Origin of the sequence: Gillisia mitskevichiae, from assembly GCF_003634585.1 — a bacterium.
In the GTDB taxonomy this organism is placed as follows: Bacteria; Bacteroidota; Bacteroidia; order Flavobacteriales; family Flavobacteriaceae; genus Gillisia; species Gillisia mitskevichiae.
In genome coordinates this window covers 80011-104392 of the sequence record NZ_RBLG01000002.1, presented here as the reverse complement: position 1 = coordinate 104392, position 24382 = coordinate 80011, and the positions used below count along the sequence as shown (strand labels likewise).

26 protein-coding genes are annotated in these 24382 nt (G+C 32.4%); 12 read left to right on the top strand and 14 right to left on the bottom strand.

Annotated features, from left to right (window positions below; genetic code table 11):
- Nucleotides 1-112 precede the first annotated feature (112 nt).
- From BC962_RS06170 to BC962_RS06160, 3 genes are all read left to right on the top strand, one after another.
- Nucleotides 113-742, top strand: coding sequence for an HD domain-containing protein (locus BC962_RS06170; RefSeq protein ID WP_121345046.1), 630 nt, complete (start codon nucleotides 113-115; stop codon nucleotides 740-742).
- Nucleotides 743-828: 86 nt separating this feature from the next.
- Nucleotides 829-2643: an SLC13 family permease gene (locus tag BC962_RS06165; RefSeq protein WP_121345045.1), complete on the top strand. Its 1815-nt coding sequence runs from the start codon at nucleotides 829-831 to the stop codon at nucleotides 2641-2643.
- Nucleotides 2644-2686: 43 nt separating this feature from the next.
- Nucleotides 2687-3934, top strand: a complete 1248-nt coding sequence (locus tag BC962_RS06160; RefSeq protein ID WP_121345044.1) for a glycosyltransferase — start codon at nucleotides 2687-2689, stop codon at nucleotides 3932-3934.
- A 10-nt stretch (nucleotides 3935-3944) separates the two neighbouring features.
- Here the strand turns inward: BC962_RS06160 and BC962_RS06155 are convergent, their stop codons facing one another.
- On the bottom strand, nucleotides 3945-5288 hold the full coding sequence (locus BC962_RS06155) for an aspartate kinase (RefSeq protein WP_121345043.1): 1344 nt from the start codon (nucleotides 5286-5288) through the stop codon (nucleotides 3945-3947).
- A gap of 99 nt (nucleotides 5289-5387) precedes the next feature.
- On the opposite strand from BC962_RS06155, the gene BC962_RS06150 reads away from it, so the two are divergent.
- Nucleotides 5388-6038 (top strand): hypothetical protein, encoded by a 651-nt coding sequence (locus BC962_RS06150; protein ID WP_121345042.1) that lies wholly within the window; start codon nucleotides 5388-5390, stop codon nucleotides 6036-6038.
- A 7-nt stretch (nucleotides 6039-6045) separates the two neighbouring features.
- Here the strand turns inward: BC962_RS06150 and BC962_RS16335 are convergent, their stop codons facing one another.
- Nucleotides 6046-6198, bottom strand: coding sequence for a hypothetical protein (locus BC962_RS16335; RefSeq protein ID WP_183075461.1), 153 nt, complete (start codon nucleotides 6196-6198; stop codon nucleotides 6046-6048).
- Between the two features lie 159 nt (nucleotides 6199-6357).
- Here BC962_RS16335 and BC962_RS16560 point away from each other — a divergent pair, with 159 nt between their 5' ends.
- Nucleotides 6358-6489, top strand: a complete 132-nt coding sequence (locus BC962_RS16560; protein WP_262674244.1) for a hypothetical protein — start codon at nucleotides 6358-6360, stop codon at nucleotides 6487-6489.
- Between the two features lie 43 nt (nucleotides 6490-6532).
- Here the strand turns inward: BC962_RS16560 and BC962_RS06145 are convergent, their stop codons facing one another.
- Together BC962_RS06145 and BC962_RS06140 are read right to left on the bottom strand one after the other, a co-directional pair.
- Complete coding sequence (locus tag BC962_RS06145) at nucleotides 6533-7267, bottom strand: phosphatase PAP2 family protein (protein WP_121345041.1); 735 nt, start codon at nucleotides 7265-7267, stop codon at nucleotides 6533-6535.
- A gap of 152 nt (nucleotides 7268-7419) precedes the next feature.
- Nucleotides 7420-7818 (bottom strand): 3D domain-containing protein, encoded by a 399-nt coding sequence (locus BC962_RS06140; RefSeq protein ID WP_121346023.1) that lies wholly within the window; start codon nucleotides 7816-7818, stop codon nucleotides 7420-7422.
- A gap of 325 nt (nucleotides 7819-8143) precedes the next feature.
- On the opposite strand from BC962_RS06140, the gene BC962_RS06135 reads away from it, so the two are divergent.
- Complete coding sequence (locus tag BC962_RS06135; RefSeq protein WP_121345040.1) at nucleotides 8144-8572, top strand: FKBP-type peptidyl-prolyl cis-trans isomerase; 429 nt, start codon at nucleotides 8144-8146, stop codon at nucleotides 8570-8572.
- An 87-nt stretch (nucleotides 8573-8659) separates the two neighbouring features.
- Here the strand turns inward: BC962_RS06135 and BC962_RS06130 are convergent, their stop codons facing one another.
- The 3 genes from BC962_RS06130 to BC962_RS06120 are packed head-to-tail and all read right to left on the bottom strand — an operon-like array spanning nucleotide 8660 to nucleotide 12017.
- Nucleotides 8660-9346 (bottom strand): N-formylglutamate amidohydrolase, encoded by a 687-nt coding sequence (locus BC962_RS06130; RefSeq protein WP_121345039.1) that lies wholly within the window; start codon nucleotides 9344-9346, stop codon nucleotides 8660-8662.
- Nucleotides 9343-10563, bottom strand: a complete 1221-nt coding sequence (locus BC962_RS06125; protein ID WP_183075460.1) for a glutamate-cysteine ligase family protein — start codon at nucleotides 10561-10563, stop codon at nucleotides 9343-9345. Before BC962_RS06125 ends, BC962_RS06130 begins: the two co-directional genes overlap by 4 nt.
- 2 nt (nucleotides 10564-10565) lie before the next feature.
- Nucleotides 10566-12017, bottom strand: coding sequence for a RimK family protein (locus tag BC962_RS06120; protein ID WP_121345037.1), 1452 nt, complete (start codon nucleotides 12015-12017; stop codon nucleotides 10566-10568).
- 118 nt (nucleotides 12018-12135) lie between these two features.
- Between BC962_RS06120 and BC962_RS06115 the strand changes: the two genes are divergently transcribed.
- A complete protein-coding gene (locus BC962_RS06115; RefSeq protein ID WP_121345036.1) occupies nucleotides 12136-13425 on the top strand; it encodes a dipeptidase in 1290 nt (429 codons plus the stop codon).
- A gap of 2 nt (nucleotides 13426-13427) precedes the next feature.
- Here BC962_RS06115 and BC962_RS06110 read toward each other — a convergent pair whose 3' ends face one another.
- Nucleotides 13428-14294, bottom strand: coding sequence for an SdiA-regulated domain-containing protein (locus BC962_RS06110; RefSeq protein ID WP_121345035.1), 867 nt, complete (start codon nucleotides 14292-14294; stop codon nucleotides 13428-13430).
- A gap of 193 nt (nucleotides 14295-14487) precedes the next feature.
- Here BC962_RS06110 and BC962_RS16555 point away from each other — a divergent pair, with 193 nt between their 5' ends.
- The gene (locus BC962_RS16555) at nucleotides 14488-14622 is read left to right on the top strand and encodes a hypothetical protein (RefSeq protein WP_262674243.1); all 135 of its coding nucleotides are present in this window, start codon (nucleotides 14488-14490) and stop codon (nucleotides 14620-14622) included.
- A gap of 221 nt (nucleotides 14623-14843) precedes the next feature.
- Nucleotides 14844-17138, top strand: coding sequence for a transglycosylase domain-containing protein (locus tag BC962_RS06105; protein WP_121345034.1), 2295 nt, complete (start codon nucleotides 14844-14846; stop codon nucleotides 17136-17138).
- Here the strand turns inward: BC962_RS06105 and BC962_RS06100 are convergent.
- Nucleotides 17135-17500: a hypothetical protein gene (locus BC962_RS06100; RefSeq protein WP_121345033.1), complete on the bottom strand. Its 366-nt coding sequence runs from the start codon at nucleotides 17498-17500 to the stop codon at nucleotides 17135-17137. The two genes, BC962_RS06105 and BC962_RS06100, sit on opposite strands and share 4 nt — an antisense overlap.
- 141 nt (nucleotides 17501-17641) lie before the next feature.
- Between BC962_RS06100 and BC962_RS06095 the strand changes: the two genes are divergently transcribed.
- The 3 genes from BC962_RS06095 (at nucleotide 17642) to BC962_RS06085 (ending at nucleotide 20278) form a co-directional block, all read left to right on the top strand.
- A complete protein-coding gene (locus tag BC962_RS06095; protein ID WP_121345032.1) occupies nucleotides 17642-18469 on the top strand; it encodes a DUF1853 family protein in 828 nt (275 codons plus the stop codon).
- Nucleotides 18470-18542: 73 nt separating this feature from the next.
- Nucleotides 18543-19412 carry a cation diffusion facilitator family transporter gene (locus BC962_RS06090; RefSeq protein ID WP_121345031.1) on the top strand — a complete coding sequence of 290 codons (870 nt, stop codon included), beginning with the start codon at nucleotides 18543-18545 and terminating at the stop codon, nucleotides 19410-19412.
- Nucleotides 19413-19540: 128 nt separating this feature from the next.
- Nucleotides 19541-20278 (top strand): NYN domain-containing protein, encoded by a 738-nt coding sequence (locus BC962_RS06085; protein ID WP_121345030.1) that lies wholly within the window; start codon nucleotides 19541-19543, stop codon nucleotides 20276-20278.
- A gap of 91 nt (nucleotides 20279-20369) precedes the next feature.
- Here the strand turns inward: BC962_RS06085 and hisIE are convergent, their stop codons facing one another.
- Genes hisIE through hisB form a run of 5 tightly spaced genes read right to left on the bottom strand, consistent with a single transcriptional unit; the run spans nucleotide 20370 to nucleotide 24303 of the window.
- Entirely contained in the window at nucleotides 20370-20999 is a 630-nt protein-coding gene (gene hisIE, locus BC962_RS06080; RefSeq protein WP_121345029.1) for a bifunctional phosphoribosyl-AMP cyclohydrolase/phosphoribosyl-ATP diphosphatase HisIE, read from the bottom strand.
- A 27-nt stretch (nucleotides 21000-21026) separates the two neighbouring features.
- Nucleotides 21027-21782, bottom strand: coding sequence for an imidazole glycerol phosphate synthase subunit HisF (gene hisF / locus BC962_RS06075; protein WP_121345028.1), 756 nt, complete (start codon nucleotides 21780-21782; stop codon nucleotides 21027-21029).
- A gap of 9 nt (nucleotides 21783-21791) precedes the next feature.
- A complete protein-coding gene (gene hisA, locus BC962_RS06070) occupies nucleotides 21792-22532 on the bottom strand; it encodes a 1-(5-phosphoribosyl)-5-[(5-phosphoribosylamino)methylideneamino]imidazole-4-carboxamide isomerase (RefSeq protein ID WP_121345027.1) in 741 nt (246 codons plus the stop codon).
- Nucleotides 22533-22544: 12 nt separating this feature from the next.
- A complete protein-coding gene (gene hisH / locus BC962_RS06065; RefSeq protein WP_121345026.1) occupies nucleotides 22545-23126 on the bottom strand; it encodes an imidazole glycerol phosphate synthase subunit HisH in 582 nt (193 codons plus the stop codon).
- 37 nt (nucleotides 23127-23163) lie between these two features.
- Complete coding sequence (gene hisB, locus BC962_RS06060; RefSeq protein ID WP_121345025.1) at nucleotides 23164-24303, bottom strand: bifunctional histidinol-phosphatase/imidazoleglycerol-phosphate dehydratase HisB; 1140 nt, start codon at nucleotides 24301-24303, stop codon at nucleotides 23164-23166.
- Between the last annotated feature and the right edge of the window lie 79 nt (nucleotides 24304-24382).

Below are 24382 nucleotides of genomic sequence, written 5' to 3'. Positions count from 1 at the left end.
GTATTACTTGAAATCTCGTAAATTTAGAAACGAAGTTTTCAATTAATATTTCTAACTATCATAAAAAACAAAACCATTATAAAGGTTTTAGAAACAGAAATAATATTTACACATGGCTCTAAATTTTTTAAAAGGATTTAATAAAACGAATTTAGTTTCTAAGACTTATGAGCACTGTATCGATTTTTTAAATAATAGCAGGTGTAAAACTCTCCCTTTTCATAGCGTTCAACATACAGATGATGTATACCAATATGTAAAAACAATAGCGAACTATGAGGAGGTTTATGGATCTGAACTAGAACCAATTCTTATTGCTGCTCTATTCCATGATACCGGAATGGCAGAAACCTACATGAATCATGAAGAACAAAGTGTGGTTCATGCCACTAAATTTCTCCAAGAAAATGATTATCCAAAAAATAAGATAGAGATCGTTCAAAATTGTATTATGGCAACTAAAATGCCTCAAAATCCTAAAACTAAAGCTGAAAAAATTCTTTGTGATGCAGATCTTTATCACTTAGGTTTAGAGAGTTATATTTTCAGGAATGAGCGCTTAAGAGCCGAATGGGAACATTTCTTTAATAAGCAATTTTCAGATGAAGAATGGTTTGCTTTGAATGTAGACTTTTTAGATACCCAGAAATATCATACTTGGTTTGGAAAAACAGTTCTAAACAACAGAAAAGATCTTAATTGTAAGATGCTCAAAGAAAGACATGAAAAATATAAGCATTAACTTACATTGCCCTGCTTTTTTTGACCTGTGATTTTTTATTTTTTTATGCCAAGGTTCAATTAACTTAAAGTTAAAATATATAGGGTATGTCTATTGAAATTATATTGGTTTTTATAATACTTGCCATCGTGATCATTCTTTTTGCGTTGGAAGTTTTCCCAGTAGATAAAATTGCCTTTTTTATAATGGTTAGCCTACTGCTAACAAAATTAATAACTCCAGAAGAAGCTATATCTGGATTTGCCAATCCTGCTACGATTACTGTATTAGCTTTAATGATTATTGCAATTGGATTGGAAACAAATGGGGTAATAAGTTGGCTTTCTAATGGCCTCAAAAATTTAAAAGGTCTCCCAATTTATTTAATGATCCCGGTTTTTATGCTAATTGCAGGGAGCATTTCTGCCTTTATAAATACCACAGCAGTAGTTATAGTATTTATAAAAGTTATTACAGAACTCTCTGCAAAATATAATATCCCAAGTGAAAAATTACTATTACCCGTATCCTTTGCAGGAATTATTGGAGGAAGTTGTACTCTAATGGGAACTTCCACCAATCTTATTGTAAATGCTATTGCAATTGAGAAAGGTGTAGAACGTTTTACCTTTTTTGAATTTACTAAGTATGGAATATTATTTCTTGTCATCACAATAATCATAGTTAGCCTATTATATAAATTTTTGCCTAATAAAGGAAAAACCGATATCAATAAAGATTACAATCTAGATGAATATATTACCAAGGTAATTATCAATTCCAATTCTGAAGTAATAGGCAAAAAAATTATAGATACCTTTTTTCATGATAATATGGATGTGGAGATCTTGAGATTAAAGAGGGATGGAATTATTAACGATAGACCTGGGAAATACACAATTCTTAAAGCAAAAGATCAGCTTCTTTTAAGATGTAACTTAGAAAATCTGGTTTTATTTAAAGAGCACAAAGGATTTTCAGTAATTAAAGAAGAAAATAAAAAGTTCATTCTTCCAATTACAGATGCAGAAGGCTTGGAGGAAAACATACAAGTTGTAGAGATTTTAATGTTACCAAATTCACCATTAATTGGAAAGAGTATTAAATCTGTTGGGAATTTCGATCTTCAAGGCGCTGTTCCTTTAGCCATTAAAAAAAGGAATAGTTTCAGACACCCAGAAGATAGGGTGTTTAGTAAGAAACGGGACGAGATAGAGCTGCGTGTAGGAGATAGATTATTAGTTGAAGTTTCTGCAAAAGCACTTTCTGCTCTTGGTAAGATAGATAACATCACCATCCTTCAACAACATCAAGAAATTGAAGTTAAGAAAAAATCTAAACGATTAATTTCTTTAGGAATTTTAATTGTGGTTGTGGCACTATCTGCATTTTCAATATTTCCTATTCTTCAAAGTGCTTTAGTAGGAGTTTTTCTAATGATCTTCACCAAATGTCTTGATCTAGGGAAAGCATATTCTCAAATAAATTGGCAAGTTATTTTTCTTTTAGCGGGAATGATCCCATTAGGAATAGCAATGAGTAATAGCGGTGCCGATATGTGGATTGCTAGCCATTTACTAGCACTTTTTACAGAACAATCCAGCACCATCATAATTGGTATACTCTTTTTGGTTACCATGATCTTGAGTGGCTTTGTTTCGAATAATGCTACAGCCATTATCATTACACCCATTGCCATTACCATTGCAACAACAATGAATCTAGATCCAAAACCTTTTATTTTGGCAATTATGTTTGCAGCCAATTTTAGTTTTTTCACACCTGTAGGTTATCAAACCAATACCTTGATCTATGGAATGGGAATGTATAAATTCAAGCATTTTTTAATAATTGGTGGTTCAGTTTCATTAGTGCTCTGGATAGTTGCCTCTTTACTACTTTCGGGAACTTTCACAGTTTAGCTTCTTTCACTTCAGAATAATCAAGTATTTTTGAAGAAAAAAGATGTCTACGGTTTTAGTGATTGGGTATGTGTGGCCAGAGCCAAATTCTTCTGCCGCAGGAAAACGGATGCTTCAGTTATTGAAATATTTCACTTCCTCCAACTACAAAGTGATTTTTGGTACTACCGCCGCAGCTTCCACTAATGCCGCCAATCTTATAGAACTTGGAATCACTGCAGTAAAAATAGAATTGAATAACAGTAGTTTTGACACCTACATTCAAGACCTTCAACCAGAGATCGTCCTTTTTGATAGGTTTATGATGGAGGAACAATTTGGATGGCGTATTAGCAAGAATTCTCCAAGCTCTATTAAAATATTGGATACTGAAGATCTTCATTTTCTACGAAATTATAGGGAGAAAGAACTAAAAGCTACCAATTCTATTACTAATTCTGAATTGGCTAAACGGGAAATAGCAAGTATATATAGGTGCGATCTAAGTCTTATAATTTCTGAAGTAGAAATAAATATATTAAAAGAAACTTTTAATATATCACAAAATCTATTACTCTATATTCCTTTTTTATTGGAGAACATAGGTAATAAAGAGATGGTGCTTCTGCCCTCTTTTGAAGAACGAAAAGGCTTTCTGAGTATTGGTAATTTCAAACATAAGCCCAACGTAGATGCTATTAAGTATTTAAAAAAAGAGATCTGGCCATTAATTAGAAAGGAACTTCCAAATGAAGAACTTCATATTTATGGAGCATATCCAACTGCAGCTGTTCTTCAATTAAATAATCCAAAAGAGAATTTTTATATAAAAGGTTGGGCTAAGGATGCTGAAGAGGTTGTAAAAAAATCTAAAGTTAGTCTAGCTGCATTAAGATTTGGAGCTGGTTTAAAAGGCAAACTTACCGAAGCTATGCAATGTGGAACTCCCAGCGTTACTACAAGTATTGGTGCAGAAGGAATGCATAAAGAATTGCCTTGGAATGGATTTATAGAAAACGATCCAAAAGCCTTTGCAGAATCCGCAATCAATCTTTATACTACGAAAGCAATCTGGCAAGAATCTCAATTAAATGGCTTTAAGCTTATAAATGAACTTTATAATAAGGAGTTCTATTATAAGCTGATGGACCAAAAATTAAAAGATTTAAAGGAGAAACTTTCTGCACATAGAGAAAATAACTTTATTGGCGGAATGCTTATGCATCACAGGTTAAAGAGCACTCAGTATTTATCTAAATATATTGAAGTAAAAACCGAACTGGAAACTTTAAAATCTTCCCTTAATACTTAAATTCCTACCTCTAAACCGAAGGTACACTCGCTCTCTCTTTCTGAATAAATAAGGTTTTATGTAATGCTTTTAGTGCAGCAACTTTGTTCTCTGTTGCAACTAAAAGGGAAACGTTATTTAAACTTCCACCATAAGAGATCATACGTACAGGGATCTCATTTAAAATTTCAAAAAGTTTAAAAGTATTTGGATCTTTAATAAGTCCTTCTCCCACAATACATATAATACTATGATCCATTTCCACGGTTATATCTCCATATCCGTTTAATTGATCTAAGATGAGATCTAAATTTTTAGTGTCGTCTATAGTAAGAGAAATTGCTATTTCGGATGTTGTGATCATATCTATAGCGGTTTCTAAATTATCGAATATTTCGAATATTTTCTTTAGAAAACCATGTGCCATCAACATCCTATTGGATTTAATTTTAATAGCAGTAATTCCATCTTTTGCTGAAATTGCCTTTAGCCCACTTTCATTGATCTCCGAGGATATTTTAGTTCCAGGCAGCAGAGGTGTAAAGGTGTTTTTAAGGTAAATAGGAATATTCTTATCTATAACAGGAGAGATGGTTTGAGGATGCAAAATTTTTGCCCCAAAATAGGCAAGCTCAGCTGCTTCTTCAAAAGTAAGATTAGCCAATGGATGAGTATCTTCTACATATCTTGGATCGTTATTATGAAAGCCATCTATATCTGTCCAAATTTGTACTTCTTCAGCATTTAAAGCTGCTCCAAGAATGGTTGAAGTATAATCACTTCCTCCCCTTTTTAAAGTACTTACCCTATTAAATTTATCTATACGAACAAATCCCTGAGTTATGTAGATCATTTCACTTTCTCCGGAATCTAATAAAGGAGCTATTTTAATAGCGACTTTATCCGTATCTGGATTTTCTAGATTACCAACATACATAAATCGTTTTGCATCAAGAAGTTTATTATTTATCTCACAAAATGCTAAATATTCTGAAAAAAGATAAGTAAGCATAGTCTCCCCAAAAGTTAGAATCCTATTGGCATTGTTTTCAGAAAATTCGTTGCTTAAAAGGGCATTAAATTCATCGAATAACTTATTTAAGCCATTTCTTACCCTACTATTTCTTTCTGAAGCAGGAATTAATTTATCTAATAGCTCAAGATGTTTAATTTGAAGCGCAGTATTTAGAACTTCTACCTGCTCTCGATTCCCCGCTTCCAACTTTTCTGTTATTGTAACCAAATAGTTTGTTACGCCAGACATAGCGGAAAGTACTATCATTTTGGACCCTGGAACAGATTCAATTATAGTTCGAACATTATTTATACTCTCTGCAGTTCCTACAGAGGTACCTCCAAATTTTAAAACCTTCATATTATAAATTTAAAGATGCATAAGTAGTGAGAGTTCTTAAATTGGAAAAAAAAGAAATAGAATTTATATATATTTACACAAAATGTATATTATTTAACAATGAACACTATAACCTCTTGTGTGCACGATATGCTAAGGCATCAACCATTTTTAGACGATGCACTTTCTAAGGATCTTCTGAATTTTAGTGCTCTGGCGGCACATTTACAACCAGATGTAGAAAAGGTTTTAAGAAAACCTGTAAAACAAGGATCTATAATTATGGCTTTAAGGAGGTATGCTCCTCAGCGCAATCTCTTAAAGAATGCTAATTTGAGAGAAATGGGAGATATTGTGGTAAGGTCTGGAATTACAGAATTCACTTATTTAAATTCCAACACTTTATTAGGCAATCAAGCTTTACTTATGAATTCTGTAAAAGATCAAATTGGGGTTTATTTAAACTATTCCAGTACCTACCAGGAAAGTAATATATTGGTCTCTACAGATTTAAAAGAAAGTGTAGCAGATTTTTTTAAAGAGGAAACGCTAGTATCGGTAAAAAGTGAACTATCCAGTATTACGATAGCTTTACCAAAGAATAGTTCTAAAACGGTAGGACTATATTTCTATATTTTTAAACTCTTAGCTTATGAGGGAATTCCAGTTTTTGAGATGATCTCTACGGCAAATTACTTTGCTTTATTCTTAGAAAAGGAATTTATAAATCAGGCCTTTTTATTACTTAATGAAATAAAAATATCGAGATAATTTAATATTACCAAATATCAAAATAAACTCCAGTCATTGCGACCGCTGCGGCAAGTATAACTAAAACTATTAAAATAAAAAAAACTCCGAATTTGGTCTTCTTGTTGTCTTGTAAAATATAATCTTCAGATTGATTGTCTTCCTTGTCTCTAATTTGCATAAATAAATAATTTTATTCAAAATTAAATAAATTATATTTTAAATATTATTAATAATGATAAAATAAAATTATAAATTTTTAAAATATCTAAATTTATCTTAAACAGAGAAACATATTTACGCCGTCTTTATATTTTTAAATAATCAAAAAAAAAAGATTATGAAGAATATTTTAAGAGCTCTATTAGCAGGATGGGGTGCAAAAAAATTTGGTGGAGGCTGTGGTTGCTTCGGAATAGTTATAGTATTTATAATCTTGTGGATCCTCTTAGGATATTTAGGCCTTAATTAAATCTCTTGGGAAAATTGGTTTAGGCATATTATATTCAAGAATGTTAAGATGTACGCTCTTCTTCTCTTCGGAAAAGATCAATTATATTGAAAATAAGGATACAAAACATCACCCAAATTGTTCCTGCAATTATTCCTCCAGCAATATCTGATGGAAAATGCACTCCTAAATAAATTCTACTTAAACCAATGCTCACTATAAGAAATGAGCATATAAAGATTAGAGCTGCTTTTAGCCCCTTATTGATCTTAAGAAAATAAAATAGATAAATTAAAAATCCATAAAAGGCTGTCGCACTCATCGCATGTCCACTTGGATAACTCAAGGTCTGTACAGAAACCAAATGTTCCGCTGTTGGTCTTGCTCGATTTATAACTTCCTTTAAAGCTAAATTAGAAAGTCCGGAGACAATAATTACAAATACTAATTGTAACACGTATCGCCAATTTTTAAATTTAAAATAAAACCAAAGGGAACAAATTGTAGTAATAACAATATATCCATAAAGATCTCCAAGATTGGTTATAAATTGAAGGATCTTATTTAGCTGGGGTGTCCTAAATGAAGTAACATACTTAGTAACAGCAGCATCATATTTAGTTATAAGGTCACTATTAAGCGTGTTTGTTAATTCAACAAAAACATTAATTCCTACAACCACCACTATTAGCGCTAAAATTATAGATATTATATAAGGCAGTTTATGATTATATTGATGGAATTTATCTTTTAGTATAAATTCCAATTCGCGTAAGAAATCAATAATTTTCTCTTTCATATTTAGTTTAACTAATAGCCTCAATTATTAAGTAGAAAGGGCTAATATAAAACGTAAAACTAAAGAAAATCTATAGAAAGTGAAATATAAGAGAGAGAGTTGTATAAATTGAGTAATAAGAAATTTTATAAAAGATTTATTAGATAGGATACTTATTCCAAATGTTCTACTAAGGAATCTTTTTGGACAAGATATTGAATACTTATTTTCTTTCTACCCCAATTCTTTGCTTTCTGGACATCCTTACCCATATAAATGTCTATTTTATTTTTCCAGCGATGATGCATTTTATCTTTCACGAAAAATATCCCAGATAATCCATCAATTTTTACAGGAGTATTATAAACCAATCCTTTCTTCAGGAGATCACGAGAAATTGCAATTACATTCATCCCTGGTTTTAAAGTATCTCCCCATGCAGTAATCTTGGGGTTCCCTTGGCTTTGATAGGCTAAAGAATTGTACGCACTTGCTGTGACTTCTACCGTTTTCCAATTCACAGCTTCTACATGAATTTCCGTAGGCTCCTTACAACTCACATAAATAGTCATAAAAAAAGCGAAAAAAGATATAGATGTAATCTCTAGAAAAAATCTAGTCATTGCTCTAATTTTTAGAATATAGATAATAACTGACATAATTACCGATTATTGTTTAAACCTGAAATATTAGCATCCATAACCCACAATTTACGAAAAAACATGTCTATAATAGACTGTATTTAGGCTTAGGAAGGTAAATACTGTGATAATTACATGATAAATAGTCCTAAAACCATGATTCTGGACTTTGGCAAGGTTATGGCAACTTAGGTAATACAACATGTAAATATCAATATTGGAGTTTACATATTATAAAAATTGAAAAAACACATTTATGAGTCAAGTTAAAGAGAACGACACGGTAAAAGTACATTACACAGGAAAATTAGCAGATGGACAAGTTTTTGACAGTTCAGAAGGAAAAGACCCTATTGAATTTACTTTAGGTCAAGGTCAGTTAATTCCTGGTTTTGAAAAGGGTCTTATCGATATGAAATTGAACGAGAAAAAAACTATAAATATTCCTCAAGCTGAAGCATATGGTGAACCACGTGCAGAAATGATACAGGAAGTTGAAAAAAGTCAATTACCACCAGAGATCACTCCAGAAGTTGGAATGGGACTTGTTTCTAAAGGACCTGATGGTCAAGAAATGAATCTTTTGGTTGCTGAAGTAAAAGAGGATACTATTGTAGTAGATGGTAATCACCCTTTAGCTGGAAAAGACCTTATTTTTGATCTTGAAGTAGTAGAGATCAAGTAAAATAATTTTCTAGATTATTTACCTCATAATTAGGTGCTATATTTAGATATACGCCTCATTATGAGGTTTTTTTATTTTAATAAATCTTTAATCTCGCTTTAATTCTAAAAGAGAATTAAATACTGCAGATTTTATTTTTTGAGAGAACATTTTTTCTTCTACGTATTTCTGATTAATCTCTAATTCTATTCCAGTATAATTATTAGGAAATTTCTTTCTTAGATAGGTAGTAAAACCATCTGCCGTGCCTAGATAGGGATAATTATACCTAATATTAAAATCTGGTAACTCAGCTTTTAAATTCTGCTTCAACTTTTTACAAATCAGTTTTTCCGAATTTCTAGATGGATCGTATAATAATCCAATATCTGCCCTTCTTATCTTTCCATTAAGCACAGGTGTAAAACTGTGGAATGAGATATGTATTACCTTCTCCCCTTTACTTATGAATTTCCCAATTTCTTCTTCTATTTTATCCCGATAAGGATCATATATTTCATCGATCAATTTCAATTTATTATCCACATTCAGCAAACTAGTAAATTCAGAAAATAGTTTTGGATGATGTTTAGATCTATTAAGTTCTATTAATAATCTACTTACAGTATTCGATTTGGAAAAATCACTTAAAGATTTGCAGAATACAAAGAGATCTAAAGATCCAAAATCGATTCCACGATGAGAATTAAGGGTGTCCTTTGCATTTACAAATAAGCTTTGGTAGGTTTCAGGGATCTTGTTCCCACCATGCTCACAAGTAAAAACTAATTTCATGGCTTGTAAAAATCATTAGTTTCTAAACATGTGACCAAACGAGAGTAAACAGATTTTATATTTTCGACAGAATAGTCGTTAGAAATCCCTTTTTGGATCCTTGTGGCTAAACTACCATTGGATAAAATAAACTCAATAGACCTTCTATGTTTTGGAGAAATTTCTTCAGATACTCTTTGATATAATATTTGCCATAAATCTCCTGCAGAACAGTCCTTTTCAACATCAAAGAGATTTAAATATTCAAAATTTGATATTTTCGTTTTTTCAGCATCCTTTATAACCTCATTGAAAATAGGGAAAAGATCGTCTTCGTGCCATTTTTTCTGATCTTCTAGAGCAACCAATTCTTCAGAAACTAAAAGTTTTAAAGTTTCTATTATTAAGACAGCAATTGCAATATCTGCTTTTGGACATTCCTGAATATCTATTACTCTAATTTCGATCGCATTTCTATCAAATCTAGCGATCGCACCTCGAGAATTAAGGAAATGTTTGTCCAAAATTTTATCGGTATCAAAAGGCTCGATAGCTTTATTTATAGGCTCAAATATTTGTTTTATATAATCCTCTTTGCTGAATACCTGTTCTGGGATCACTTTCCCCGTCATTTCAGGAATCTCTTTTTGATTCGTTTTATAAACTTCCATTCTACTATCTAAAAAACCTGTACTCTTGCCATCAAAGATAGGAGAACTGGCGCTTAGCGCGGGGATAATTGGTAGCAAGATCCTAATTGCAGCATGCAGTTTTTCAAATTCTTCATCTCCATAAAAAGGTAAATTAAGGTGCATACTCTGCACATTGCTCCAACCATGTCCTCTACAATCAAAGATCTTATTATATAAAGAATAGATCTCACTATAATGATGTTCCCAAAGTTTCATTTCTGTCTCTGGATTCATAAGCGGATGCGATGCTGAAGGCATTAATTTTGCATTCTCTGCTATTAGTAAACTGTTAATCTCCAAAATATTTTCGTGAAATAACACATCAAGAGATTCTAAGTTATTTGTTGGTCCATTGGTCTTTAATTCTACCACATGAGCTACTAACTCATTACTCCATTCTATCTCCCCATTAGAAATGTCTGAAATTATTGAACCATTTTTAAGGATCATTAATTTATCTACAATTGGGGTAATCTTAAGGTTGATATTTTGAACGAGCATATATTCCAGTTCTATCCCAAAAACTTCAAAAAGCCGATAACTCATATTTATTTTTTTTCTAATCTGTTCTTTAATGCAGAGAGGATCTTAATATAGATCTCATCTCCATAATACGCGTCTTCTACCCCGGCATCAATATTAGGATTATCATTAATTTCTATAACAAGAGGTTTCCCATTCACCTCTTTAACATCAATTCCAAATAAACCCAAGCCCATAAGTTTAGCCGATCTTAACGCAACATCTAATATTTTTTTCGGAACCTTATCAATAGGCAAACAATCTGCATTGCCGTCCTGGTCATCTTTCTTGGAGGCATCCCAGTTATAAATTTGCCAATGTCCTTTTGCCATATAATATCTACAAGCAAAAATTGGCTCATTATCTAAGATCCCTATTCTCCAGTCATATTCTGAAGGGGTAAATTCCTGAGCAATAATTAGATCAGATTTTTTTAGCATCGTATTTACCAACTCATTAAACTCTTCTTCGGTTTTAGCTTTTTTAACTCCGAAGGAAAAAGTTGAATCTGGCGACTTTAAAACACATGGCAATCCGGTTATTTCTAATACATGCGCTTTATTATATTTATGTACTATAACTGTTTTAGGAGTAGGAATATTAGCATTTTGTAAAGCTTCTGCCATAAACACTTTATTACAACACTTTAAAATAGCTCCCGGATAATCTACAATTGCGATCTCCTCTTGCTGTGCCTTTCTTGCAAAGGTGTAGGCTTCATTATTAACTTCTGTGCTTTGCCTAATAAATAAGGCATCAAAAGAAGACAATCGGGAAAGATCTTTAGGGGAAATTACTTCCACATAGAAGTTCATTTTTTCTGCTATTTCTGTAAACTTCCTAATTGCTAGAGCATTGCTTGGAGGAGCAGGATCTCCAGATTGTACAAGTATTGCAAGATCATACTCTGCAGCACTAGATTTTGCGGTATCATAACGTTTCTTGGCAAAATATTCTGAAGCAAATAAATGCATGCTTTCTTTATGATCTTCTGGAATTTCAGATTCAGAAATTGCTCTAATACTTTTAATATGCCATTTTGTATTGAAATTAAAATGTATCCTTAAAAAGGGAATTTGAAAGGACCTAAAAAACATCGTACTCAACTCTTTATATTTTTGAGCTACATTTTGCCCAAAATACACACTTAGAGTAAACTCTTGAGACTTTATATTTTTAAAACTTTTCTGAATTAGATCATCAAAATCATCTGCTATAATTTTAACCAGTTTTGGTTGTCTAAGATCTACAATATTCTTTACCGTAGGAATGGCTCTATGATCTCTAGCTTCTGCAAGCAGAGATACATAGTAACCCTTAGATTGATAAGAGTAATCTTTACAGAGATTAAAAACTCTGGCCTTTTTAAGATTGGAATATTCGGGCTTAATAAGGTAATCCTGAGAGGATATCACCGCGATATTATCTACAGCGATTTTCCATTTTTCTGGGTGGTTAACTACAATTAATTTCTTCATTTAACAGTTTAAGATCATATCAAATTTAGCGGAAAAATATCTTCAATATTGAAAATTGTGACCGCATGTAAAATATAATTATTAAATTCCGAAGAAATTAGTAAATAACACACCTCCCATGAAATTCACAACCATTTTATTATTAAGTATTCTTAGTTTTAATTCTATTTATAGTCAAGATAAAGAAGGATCTGAGATGTGGGAAAAAGCGAAAGCAATTCATGAGAAAGTGATTACTATAGATACTCATGACGATATAAATGTCAATAATTTTACCACTTCAAAAAATTATACCCAAAATCTTAATACCCAAATAAACCTGCCCAAAATGATGGACGGTTGTTTAGATGTTGCTTGGTTTATAGTTTATACAGGCCAAGGAGAATTAAATAAAACAGGATATGCAGCAGCTTATAAAAATGCCATTTCTAAATTTGAAGCAATCCATAGATTAACAGAAGAAATTGCTCCAGATAAAATTGGACTGGCAACTTCTTCTACGGAAGTTAGAAAATTAGTGAACGAAGGAAAATTAGTGGCGATGATCGGAGTAGAAAACGCGTATCCAATTGGGGAAGATCTTACTAATATTGAGAAATTCTATGATCTAGGAGCTCGATATATGTCTCTTTCACATAATGGCCATAGCCAGTTTAGCGATTCTAATACGGGAGAAAAAGATAATGTTTGGCTGCATAATGGTTTAAGTGATTTAGGTAAAGAAGCAATTTCCGAAATGAATAGATTAGGAATTATGATAGATGTTTCTCATCCTTCTAAAGAAGCTATTAAACAAATGTTCGAACTTTCTAAGGCTCCATTAATTGCTTCTCACTCTTCTGCTAGAGCGTTATGTGATCATAGCAGAAATTTGGATGATGATCTTTTAGAATTATTTAAAGAACATGGCGGAGTGGTTCAAACCGTTGCCTTTAGTGCTTACGTAAACACAGATAAACACAATGCTTATTATGCAGCAGTAAATGCAATTTATAATCAGGAAGGAAAAGACTCAGGATTTATGGTATTATCTAGAGATAGTATTAGAGGTTTAGATGAAGCAGAAAAAGCTATTTACGAACAAGAGTATTCTAATATAGTAAATAGATCTTCTAAAAAAATTAAGGAACTAAGACAAACCAATGGCCCAGTAGATGTATCAGATTATGTGGATCATATAGATTATCTAGTTGAAAAAATAGGAATTAACCATGTCGGGATCAGTTCAGATTTTGATGGTGGTGGAGGGATTGAAGGATGGCGTGATGCTTCTGAAACTTTTAATGTAACCTTAGAATTGGTTAAAAGAGGATATTCTGAAGAGGAAATTGCAAAGCTTTGGGGAGAAAATTTGTTGAGAGTTTTAGATGAAGTTGAAGCAGTAGCAAATCAAATTCAGAAAAGCTAGAATTATTTTTTAACTGATTTTTTATCTAAAGTCACTTTTAGAATATTTCCTAAACCGCCCGAACCTTCATTAGAGATATAAAGATTACCAGAAGCATCAAAAGTTAAACCTTCTGGTTGGCCAAATTGTTCTTCCTTAAAAACATGTAACTTTTTAATAGTTCCCTTAGAGTTTAAAATCAATAACTTGGGATTGGTAGCTTCTAAAACATAAATTTCTCCTGTAAAAGGATGTATAGCAACTTCTGATGGTTCGATGATTTGTTGATTTCTTTCTTGTCCCAAGATTTCAAACGCAGGGTCATCGAATTTAATTTTATAGGCTGGTGAACTTTCTAATTTTTTGGTTTTTAAATTAAAGGCATAAATAGGTTTTGAATTCTTATCTACTTTGTTCTTTATACTTAGTAGTAGTCTATTTTTTTTCTTATCCCAAGCAATCCCTTCCCATTCATATTTCTTAGACATTCCTGTGGAATACTGGTTTATTTCCAGAGAATCCTCTTGGTAATCTAAAACTTCAAATAGTACACCATCACTTCTAAGAACATATGCGTCTTTACCAACTAAGGCTATTCCTTCATAATCTCCATCTTCTCCAAAAACTATTTGCTTTTCTATTTTAGAAGTTTTGGTGTTATAAATAAAGATAATTGCTTCTTCATCTTCTACACAAGCAATATGATCTTGATCTATCCAGGATATCCCTGAAATTTCCTCCAAAACTATAGGCATGTTCCAAGATTTATCTATTTGAATAGTTTCAGCTCCAGGGAAATCTCTGTTGGGAGAAATACCATCAAAAGAATAATATATAAGGGCTACTAAGGCAAATACACCTATTATAATAAAAATCGCTATTCTATTCATATTTCAAAATTAAGCTTTTAATGATATTGTCTAGTTAAGGTATTGCAAAAGTCCCTTAGATATTAGCGGTAAAAACCTTATTAATTCACACCTAAATGTTAAATAAGTGTTAAATGCTACTATTTTATACCTAGTACTGTAACATATTAAAATTCTCCTCGTCTATTAAGTATAACATTTAAAAACATTCATCATGAGAACATCAGAAAACATCAGTCAGAATTTTAGTGGAATCAAAGAAGGAGATCTAACTCACAAAAGACACTTCTTAAATCTTAGACAATCTACCAGAGATACTTGGTATGGCAGAAGAAGATTTGGAGTATAAATTTAATAAACCGATCCAATGCATTTAGAATTCTAAAATAGCCGAGCATCTTATTGTTTCGGCTATTTCTTTTTAAAGTTAACCTTCCATTTTTTAAAATCAGTTTTCTGGCTCTCCCTACTTTTAAAGGAATTTTTCCTAATTTATAAATTCTTAAAATTAACTAAACATCATCTAAAAATTTTATTAGTATTCGTTTATTTGTAAGCATAACTTATACTATGTTTCAACGAATTAAGAAGTCTCCCAAATTAAAATGGTCCTTAGTGGTTTTGGGCTCTATTTTTACTGTATTCATTCTATTTTATTTCAGCATTTATTTTGGTGTTTTTGGTAAGATTCCTTCAACTCAGGATCTAAAAGATCTTAAACAAAATCAAGCGACACAAGTTTTATCCTCTGATGGAGATCTAATAGGTAAATATTATATTTTTGATAGACAACCAGTTACATCTAATCAAATCCCCAAACATCTTATCAATGCTTTAGTAGCTACTGAAGATGCTCGATTTTACGAACATAATGGTATTGACAGCAGAAGTTTACTAAGAGTATTCTTTAAATCCTTGATGTTACAGGACAGATCTTCTGGTGGTGGTAGCACTATAACCTTGCAACTCGCTAAAAATTTATATGGAAGAAAGGACTATGGCTATTTTGGAATCGTAGTCAATAAATTTCAGGAATCGATCATAGCTCAACGCTTAGAAGAAATTTATGATAAAGAAGAAATTCTAACTCTTTACCTTAACACCGTTCCTTTTAGTGATAATACTTTTGGAATAGAAAGCGCTGCCATGAAATTCTTTAATAAGAGCACGAAAAATCTATCCTTAGAAGAATCTGCAGTATTAATTGGAATGCTAAAAGCGAATCATTCATATAATCCGAGAATATTCCCTGAAAAAAGTAGATTTCGTCGCGATGTTGTTTTTCAGCAAATGGAGAAATATGGGTATTTGACGAAAACTGAAATGCAAGTTGCAAAACAGTCAGACATTCAACTGGATTATCAATATTATAGTCATGACCAAGGATTGGCTCCTTACTTTAGGGAACAACTTAGGAAGGATGTAACCTCCATTTTAGATACTTTGAAAAATAATAAAGGGGAGAGTTTTAATATTTATAGAGATGGTTTAATAATACATACCACCTTAAATTCTAAAATACAGGAATATGCAGAAGCTTCTGTAAATTCCCATATGTCTAAATTACAAGAAGCTCATGAGCGATCTTATGGAGCAAGGGCTCCTTGGTTTACAAATAAAGAATTGATCCTGGATGCAGCAAAGCGTACCAGTGCTTATAAAAAATTAAATAAACAAGGATTATCTGATACTGAAATATTAGCTGAATTAGATAAGGACTCTAGTGAAAGGGAGCTTTTTAATTACGGGAAGAAAGAACTGGTGAAGGGAACAACTTTAGACAGTATCAAACACTATCTTAAATTTTTAAATACTGGATTTTTAGCTGTAGAACCATCTACAGGTGCTGTAAAAGCATGGGTTGGCGGTGTAGATTTTGAAAATTTTAAATACGATCACATTTCACAAAGCAAGAGACAAGTAGGTTCTACCTTTAAACCTTTTGTGTATACTGCAGCTTTAGAAAATGGGATAGTACCTTGCTCCTACTTTTCTATTCGAGAGGTCACTTATAACGATGGTTGGACGCCTTCTAATTCTGGTTCTGCTGATGATCCAGATATGAATTATAACATGAAATATGCGTTAAGCAATTCCATAAATACTATTGCTGTTAAGGTTCTAATGGAAACAGGAATTAATAATGTGATCTCGCAAGCCAAGAAAATGGGAATAGAGTCTAATCTGCCTCCTGTACCTTCTATTGCATTAGGGACAGCAGAGATAAGTTTGAAGGAAATGACGATGGCATATACTGGTTTTGCTAATTCGGGAAGATCCTCTAAACCTTATTATATCTCAAGAATAGAAGACGGAAAAGGAAATTTGTTGGCAGAATTCAAGCCTCAAGTTCAAAATAAAGCAGCTTATTCTGAAACTACTCGGGAAATCATGATTGAGATGATGAAAGCAACTGTTAATGAAGGAACGGCAACAAGGCTAAGAAGCACTTATGGTTTGCAGAATGATATTGCCGGAAAAACTGGAACCACCCAATCTAATAAAGATGGTTGGTTTGTAGGTTTAACACCAAAACTTTTAGCCGTAACTTGGGTAGGTTCTGATGATCACAGGATTGGTTTTAGAAATACAGGAATAGGACAAGGAGCAAATTCTGCCTTACCGATATTCGCATTATTTCTACAGAAGATAAATGCAGATCCTAATTTTAGTGAAATTAGCAATGCTCGATTTGGAAATCCTTCTGCACAGGTTGTTTCTTTGATGGATTGTGAAGCAAGCGAAAAAGATGGATTTTTTGATAAATTATTTGGTAAATCTGATCAGAAAAGAGAGCGTAAGAAAGATGATAATGAGAAAAAAGGCTTCTTTAATAAACTCTTTGGAAAAAAGAAAAAGAATTAATAAGTAGCAAAAAAGTTTTCAGCCCAATGTTTAGCGTCTTCTAAATTTGAGAAAAAAGCAAAGGAACTATCAAACTTTTCTTGTTCTATAATAGCTTTCTCTCTTACTTCTTCGTATTTAGAAACTATGGCAATACCTTTTATTTTCTTAAAAACGCCAGGAGAATATGCATCTGGCATTAGAGTATAATTAGTAGTTCTATTAGAAATAATAACAAAATTATTACCCTTATAATGGTCAAGAATTGTTTCAATGGTTCTCTTTGAGATAGAAGAATCTATTTCTTGCTGACCTAAACCTTCTATTATAACATAAGAGTTATAAAATTCCATTTTATAAAACTCTGTGATCTTTTCTACCATTGAAAAAAATTAACAGGTAAAATTACTCAAAATCACTTAACAATGTTAACATTATATTAAAAACGTTAATAAATTTATCAATTATGTTAAATAATAAAAACCGATTTTAGTAAAAAAAATTTAAATAGATAACTATCAACTATGTATAATAGGATTGAGCATCAATTTGTAGGTTTCATAAATACTCCCTCTATTTTTAATAATTCGAATTTTGCTGGGTTTAAGTTGTTTGAATTAAAGAGTAATAAAACCTTTAGCTCAAGCAGTATATCGCAACAAAAATTTCCAAATAATTTAGTGCTGGGAAAACGTGTAGAATATTTTTTTATGAGTGCAATAAATGCATCTAAAGGATATGAATTAATCACCAATAATATTCAGATAAACGATGAGCAACGAACATTAGGAGAGTTGGACTTTATTGTTAAAGATCTGAAGACTAAAAAACTACTTCATATAGAATTAATGTATAAATTCTATGTTTACGACCCAGAATTCCAAATCGAATTGAAACGTTGGATTGGGCCTAATAGAAAGGATTCTTTACTTCAGAAGATTCAGAGAGTAAATACAAATCAATTTCCTTTGCTTCATACTCCAGAAGCAGAAAAATATCTAAAATCTATAGATATAGACTCCGAAAGCATTCAGCAGCAGATCTGTTTTAAAGCCAATTTATTTATCCCTAAAAATATTCAAACCCAGAAATTCTCACAGATAAATGAGGATTGTATTATCGGTTATTGGATTCATTTTAAAGATTTTGGCGATTACGATCAAGAGGCTTTTTATTTTTTTGCTCCAGAAAAACAAGATTGGCCAATAGTTCCAGAAAATTGGGAAGAATGGATTAATTTTAAAGATGTGAATGAGCAAATTAAAGAGCTTCATTTAAGAAAAAAATCTCCCCTTATATGGATTAAAAAGAGTGATGGAAGTTTTGAAAGGATTATTGTGGTGTGGTGGTAAGCATTATTTCCTTTGATAAGTTAAAAATTATACCTTTGCCCCTTCTTACCCTAACCCCAACTTAATAAGTTATATGGCTTCTAATTTTGATCAAGCAGTAAAAACTACCTATTTAAGTATCCTGGGAAACTTAGTCTTGGCATTAGTAAAAGGTATTACAGGCGTTTTAGGGAATTCGTATGCACTTATTGCAGATGCTATAGAATCTACTACAGATGTGTTTTCTTCTATTTTCGTACTATTAGGTATAAGATATGCAAATAAGCCTGCAGATGCCAACCATCCTTATGGTCATGGGAAAGCAGAACCTCTAATAACATTTGCTGTAGTTGGTTTTCTGGTAGTTTCTGCTACGGTTATAGCATACGAGAGTATTCAGCACATTAAAACCCCACATGAGGCTCCTGAATCTTATACTCTTATTGTTTTAGGAATAATTATAATTATAAAGGAGACCTTTTATAGAATTGTTTCTAAAAAAAGTGACGAGATTAATAGTACGGTGCTAAAAGCTGATGCCTGGCACCATAGAAGTGATGCTATTACTTCTTTAATGGCTTTCATTGGGATCTCAATAGCATTGTATATGGGGAAAGGTTACGAAACTGCAGATGACTGGGCAGCTTTGTTTGCTTCTGGTTTCATATTATATAATGCATATCTAATAATGCGCCCAGCTTTAGGAGAAGTTATGGATGAACATATGTATGACGATCTTATTGAAGAGATAAGAAAGTATGCAGAAAATATTCCTGGAGTTCAGGAGACCGAAAAATGCTTCGTTAGAAAAACGGGAATGACCTATCATGTAGACCTTCATATTGGAGTAACTAGAACGATCACTGTGGAAGAAGGCCATGACATATCGCATAATGTGAAAAATGAATTATTGCTTAGGTTACCTCAAATTGCCGACGTTCTTATTCATATTGAACCAGTTTAAAACTTTATAATCTAGAACTTTTTATAAGATCTTTATTATTAATCAATTAAAAACCACGCTTATGATTTTTAGGAGAAATTGATTTCCCTTTTCATTAAAATCATAACTTAGCGTACAAAATTTATAAAATGGAAAATAATTTAGCCGTACTTATTGATGGAGATAACATTCCTTCAGCCTATGTAAAAGAGATGATGGAAGAAATCGCAAAATACGGTAATCCTACAATTAAGAGAATTTATGGAGATTGGACCAAGCCACAACTTTCTAAATGGAAAAATGTGCTATTGGAAAATGCCATCAATCCTATTCAGCAATATGGTTATACTCAAGGGAAGAATGCAACAGATTCTGCCATGATCATAGACGCTATGGATATCTTATATGCTAATAAGGTTCAAGGATTTTGTTTGGTGTCTAGTGACAGTGATTTTACGAAACTCGCTACAAGATTAAGAGAATCTGGTTTAAATGTTATTGGAATTGGAGAGAAAAAAACTCCAGAACCCTTTATTGTAGCTTGCGACCGTTTTATTTATATAGAGATCTTAGGCTCTGCTTCTAAAGAACAGGAAACTGAAACAGTAAAAGGAAAGTCTGTTAAAAAAGATAACGTAGATAAGATCACTCCAAAAGTTCTGAAATTTATTGCCAGTACTATCTCTGATGTTGCAGATGAAGATGGTTGGGCATTTTTGGGAGATGTTGGAGGAATGCTTCAGAAAAAGCAACCGAATTTCGATTCTAGAAATTATGGATTTCAAAAATTAACGCCGATGATAAGTTCTATAAGCAATTTTGAAGTGGAGTCTAGAGAAAATCAAAATGGGAGATTCAAATTGATCTATGTGAGAAATAGAACTTAATAAGATATTTCTTTTATAAAAAAACCTTCCAATCCCTCAAAATATAGGAATTGGACGGTTTTTCATTTTTGTTAAATAATATACAGGAAATCTATTTATTAGCATGCCTCTTTTCTAGCACTTCCACGATATTATTTAAACCAAAACCTTTTGCTTTTAGTAAGATCATATAATGAAAAAGCAAATCGGCACTTTCATTTAGAAAAAGATCATCATTATCATCCTTGGCCTCAATAACCGTCTCGATAGCTTCCTCCCCAACTTTTTGGGCAATCTTATTCATTCCATCATCAAAAAGGGAAACCACATAACTAGCATCTTCCTTTCTTCTTAATTCTGGTTCTATTTCACTTTTCTTTTTTCGGTCTTCAATAATTCCCTCTAGTTCAGAAAGAAATCCAAAATTAGGTTTATTTGTTTCACCCCAGCAGGTATCTGTTCCTTTATGGCAGGTAGGACCCTGTGGAATTACAGATATCAATAAAGTGTCATTATCACAATCATTCTTTATATTTACAACTTTTAGAAAATTCCCACTTTCTTCCCCTTTAGTCCATAATCGGTTTTTCGTTCTACTAAAAAAAGTGACCTTATTAAATTCATTGGTCTTTAAATAAGCCTCCTCATTCATATAGCCCAACATTAATACATTTTTAGTGCTGTTATCCTGAATGATCACTGGCACCAAACCATCGTTATTTTTATTGAAATCTATTTCCATAGTTTTATATTTTCTTCTGAAGAATAATTAAATTCTTACTGGAATTCCTTTATTTCTTAACTCTTCTTTTAAATCCTTTATTTCTATCTCCTTAAAATGAAAAACACTCGCGGCCAAAGCAGCATCTGCCTTTCCTTCTATAAATGCGTCGCAAAAATGTTGCATATTTCCTGCGCCCCCCGAAGCGATTATCGGGATATTTAATTCTGTAGATAATTTTGCCAAAGCTTCGTTTGCAAAACCGTTTTTTGTTCCATCATTATTCATAGAAGTAAACAAAATCTCACCTGCACCACGTTTTTCTACTTCCTTTGCCCATTCAAAAAGATTTAACTCTGTAGGTACCTTCCCTCCTACTAAATGAACGATCCATTCCCCATCTATCAGTTTCGCATCTATAGCAACTGTAATACACTGACTCCCAAATTTAGCTGCCAACCTATTTATAAGATCTGGATCTTTAACCGCCGAGGAATTAATAGATACTTTATCTGCTCCATTTTGAAGCAAAATATCTACATCCTCTACAGATGATATCCCACCACCTACTGTGAATGGAATATTGATCTTTTCAGCTACTTTTAGAACTAGATTAGCTAAAGTTTTTCTTCTCTCTTCTGTAGCAGAGATATCAAGAAAAACCAACTCGTCTGCTCCAGAAGCGGCATAAATAGCTGCTAATTCAACTGGGTCTCCTGCATCTCTAAGATCTACAAAATTTATCCCTTTTACAGTTCTTCCATTTTTTATATCCAAACAGGGAATTATTCTTTTAGTTAACATAGTTTCGAGTTATTTGTAGTCTAAAATAAAGGCTTCTAATTGTTTTAAACTGATCTTGTTCTCGTAGATAGCTTTTCCTATAATGGTACCTTCACAGCCCATTTCTGCAAGCCTTGGCAATTCATCAAATGTAGATATCCCTCCTGAAGCAATTAATTTAATAGCCTTTTCATTATCAGATGTTTCAACGAGTATTTTCTCATATAGATCAAAAGAAGGACCTTCTAACATACCATCCTTAGATATATCTGTACAGATCACATATTGCAAGCCATCTTTTAAATAGGCATCGATAAAAGGAACTAGTTCTTCTTTAGATTCTTCTAACCAACCGCTAATTGCGACTTTTTCATCCTTAGCGTCTGCCCCTAATATAATTTTATCACTTCCATATTTTTCGATCCAGGATAGAAACAGATCTCTATTTTTCACTGCAATGCTTCCCCCTGTTATTTGTTGTGCTCCACATTCAAATGCGATTTCCAGATCTTTATTAGATTTCAAACCTCCACCAAAATCAACTTTTAGATTGGTATTATTAGTAATTTGTTCTAATATTTTATAATTCACAATATGGCTGGATTTTGCACCATCCAGATCAACGAGATGAAGGGATTCTATGCCATGTGCTTCAAACTGCTTTGCCACCTCAAGCGGGTTCTCATTATATATCTTTTTGGTGTTATAATCTCCCTTAGAAAGTCTTACACATTTACCGTCTATTATATCTATTGCGGGTATAATTCTCATTGTCCTCTTAAATTATAGTTCTAAAAAATTCTTTAAAATCTGCTCTCCTGCATCACTACTTTTTTCAGGATGGAACTGAACTCCATAAAAATTGTCTTTTTTTAATGCGGTACTATATTTCACTCCATAGTCTGATATTGCAATAGTTTCGTCGCATTCAGCTACAAAATAGCTATGTACCAAATACACATATTCCAATTCTTTAATATTATTGAATAAAGGAGAATTCAATTGTGAAATTTGATTCCAACCAATTTGAGGCACTTTAACTGAATTGTTGAATTTAATAACTGGAGCATCAAAAATGCCTAATCCAGTGGTATCTCCTTCTTCACTTTTGGTACACATCAATTGCATTCCTAAGCAAATACCCAAAACTGGTTTCTTTAAAGTGGGAATTACTAAATCCAATTTAGATTGCCTAAGCATTCGCATTGCACTACTAGCCTCTCCTACTCCTGGAAATATCACTTTATCTGCAGTTTTAATTTCGGTTTCATTATTACTCAAGATCGCTTCAAATCCCAATCGCTGAATCGCAAATTTGATACTTTGAATATTTCCTGCTCCGTAATCTATAATTACTATTTTCATTCTATGTACTTGATCTAGGCAAATAACCTATTAAATATTATAACATCCCCTTTGTTGATGGTAGGATCATTTTTTCGGTATCTCTTTTAACAGCCATTTTAATTGCTTTCGCAAATGCTTTAAAAATCGCTTCTATCTTATGATGTTCGTTAGTACCTTCTGCCTTGATATTCAGGTTTGCTTTCGCGCCATCTGTAAAAGATTTAAAAAAATGAAGAAACATCTCTGTTGGCATTTTTCCAATCATTTCACGCTTAAATTCGGCCTCCCAAACCAACCAATTTCTACCACCAAAATCTATTGCCGCATGGGCTAAACAATCGTCCATTGGTAAACAAAAACCATAACGCTCTATTCCAAGTTTGTTACCTAGTGCTAAACTAAAAGCTTCTCCAAGTGCGATTGCTGTATCTTCTATTGTGTGGTGTTCATCTACTTCCAGATCTCCAGTTACTTTTATTTCTAGATCCATTTGTCCATGTCGGGAAATTTGATCTAACATATGATCGAAAAAATCTAATCCAGTAGAAATATCAGATTTTCCTGTACCATCCAAATTAAGGTTGATAAAAATATCTGTCTCATTGGTTTTCCGGTTGATCTCTGAAGAGCGTTCTTTAAGTTTCAAGAATTCATAGATCTTTTCCCAACTAGAAGTTCTTAGAGCTATGGATTTTCCGATTTCTTCATGTCCGTTTTTTAACTCATCTTTTCCAAGTTCCTCGTGAGTATCAATAAAAATACCCTTTCCACCAAAGTTTAGAGCGAATTCCATATCTGTCATCCGGTCCCCGATCATATAAGAGCCGGGAAGATCGTATTCTATATTATTCAGATAATTTTCTTCCAATAAACCGGTATTTGGTTTTCTAGTAGGAGAATTATCCTTTGCAAAAGATCTGTCCATAAGTACTTCTTTAAAAACCACTCCTTCATTTGCAAAGGTTTTTAAAACGAAATTCTGAATTGGCCAAAAAGCAGTTTCAGGATAAGCATCGGTTCCCAAACCATCTTGATTAGTGACCATTACGAATTCGTAATCGAGTTCCTTTGCTATTTTAGACAAATAAAATAATGCCTGAGGGTAGAATTCCAGCTTTTCTAAAGTATCTATTTGATAATCTTCCGGCTCGTGAATCATTGTGCCGTCCCGATCTATAAAAAGTATTTTTTTCATTTTTTCTTCTTCTTATTTTAGATTGATAAAATATACTGTCACATCGAGCGGAGTCGAGATGTCTTTAGACCTTTCATTT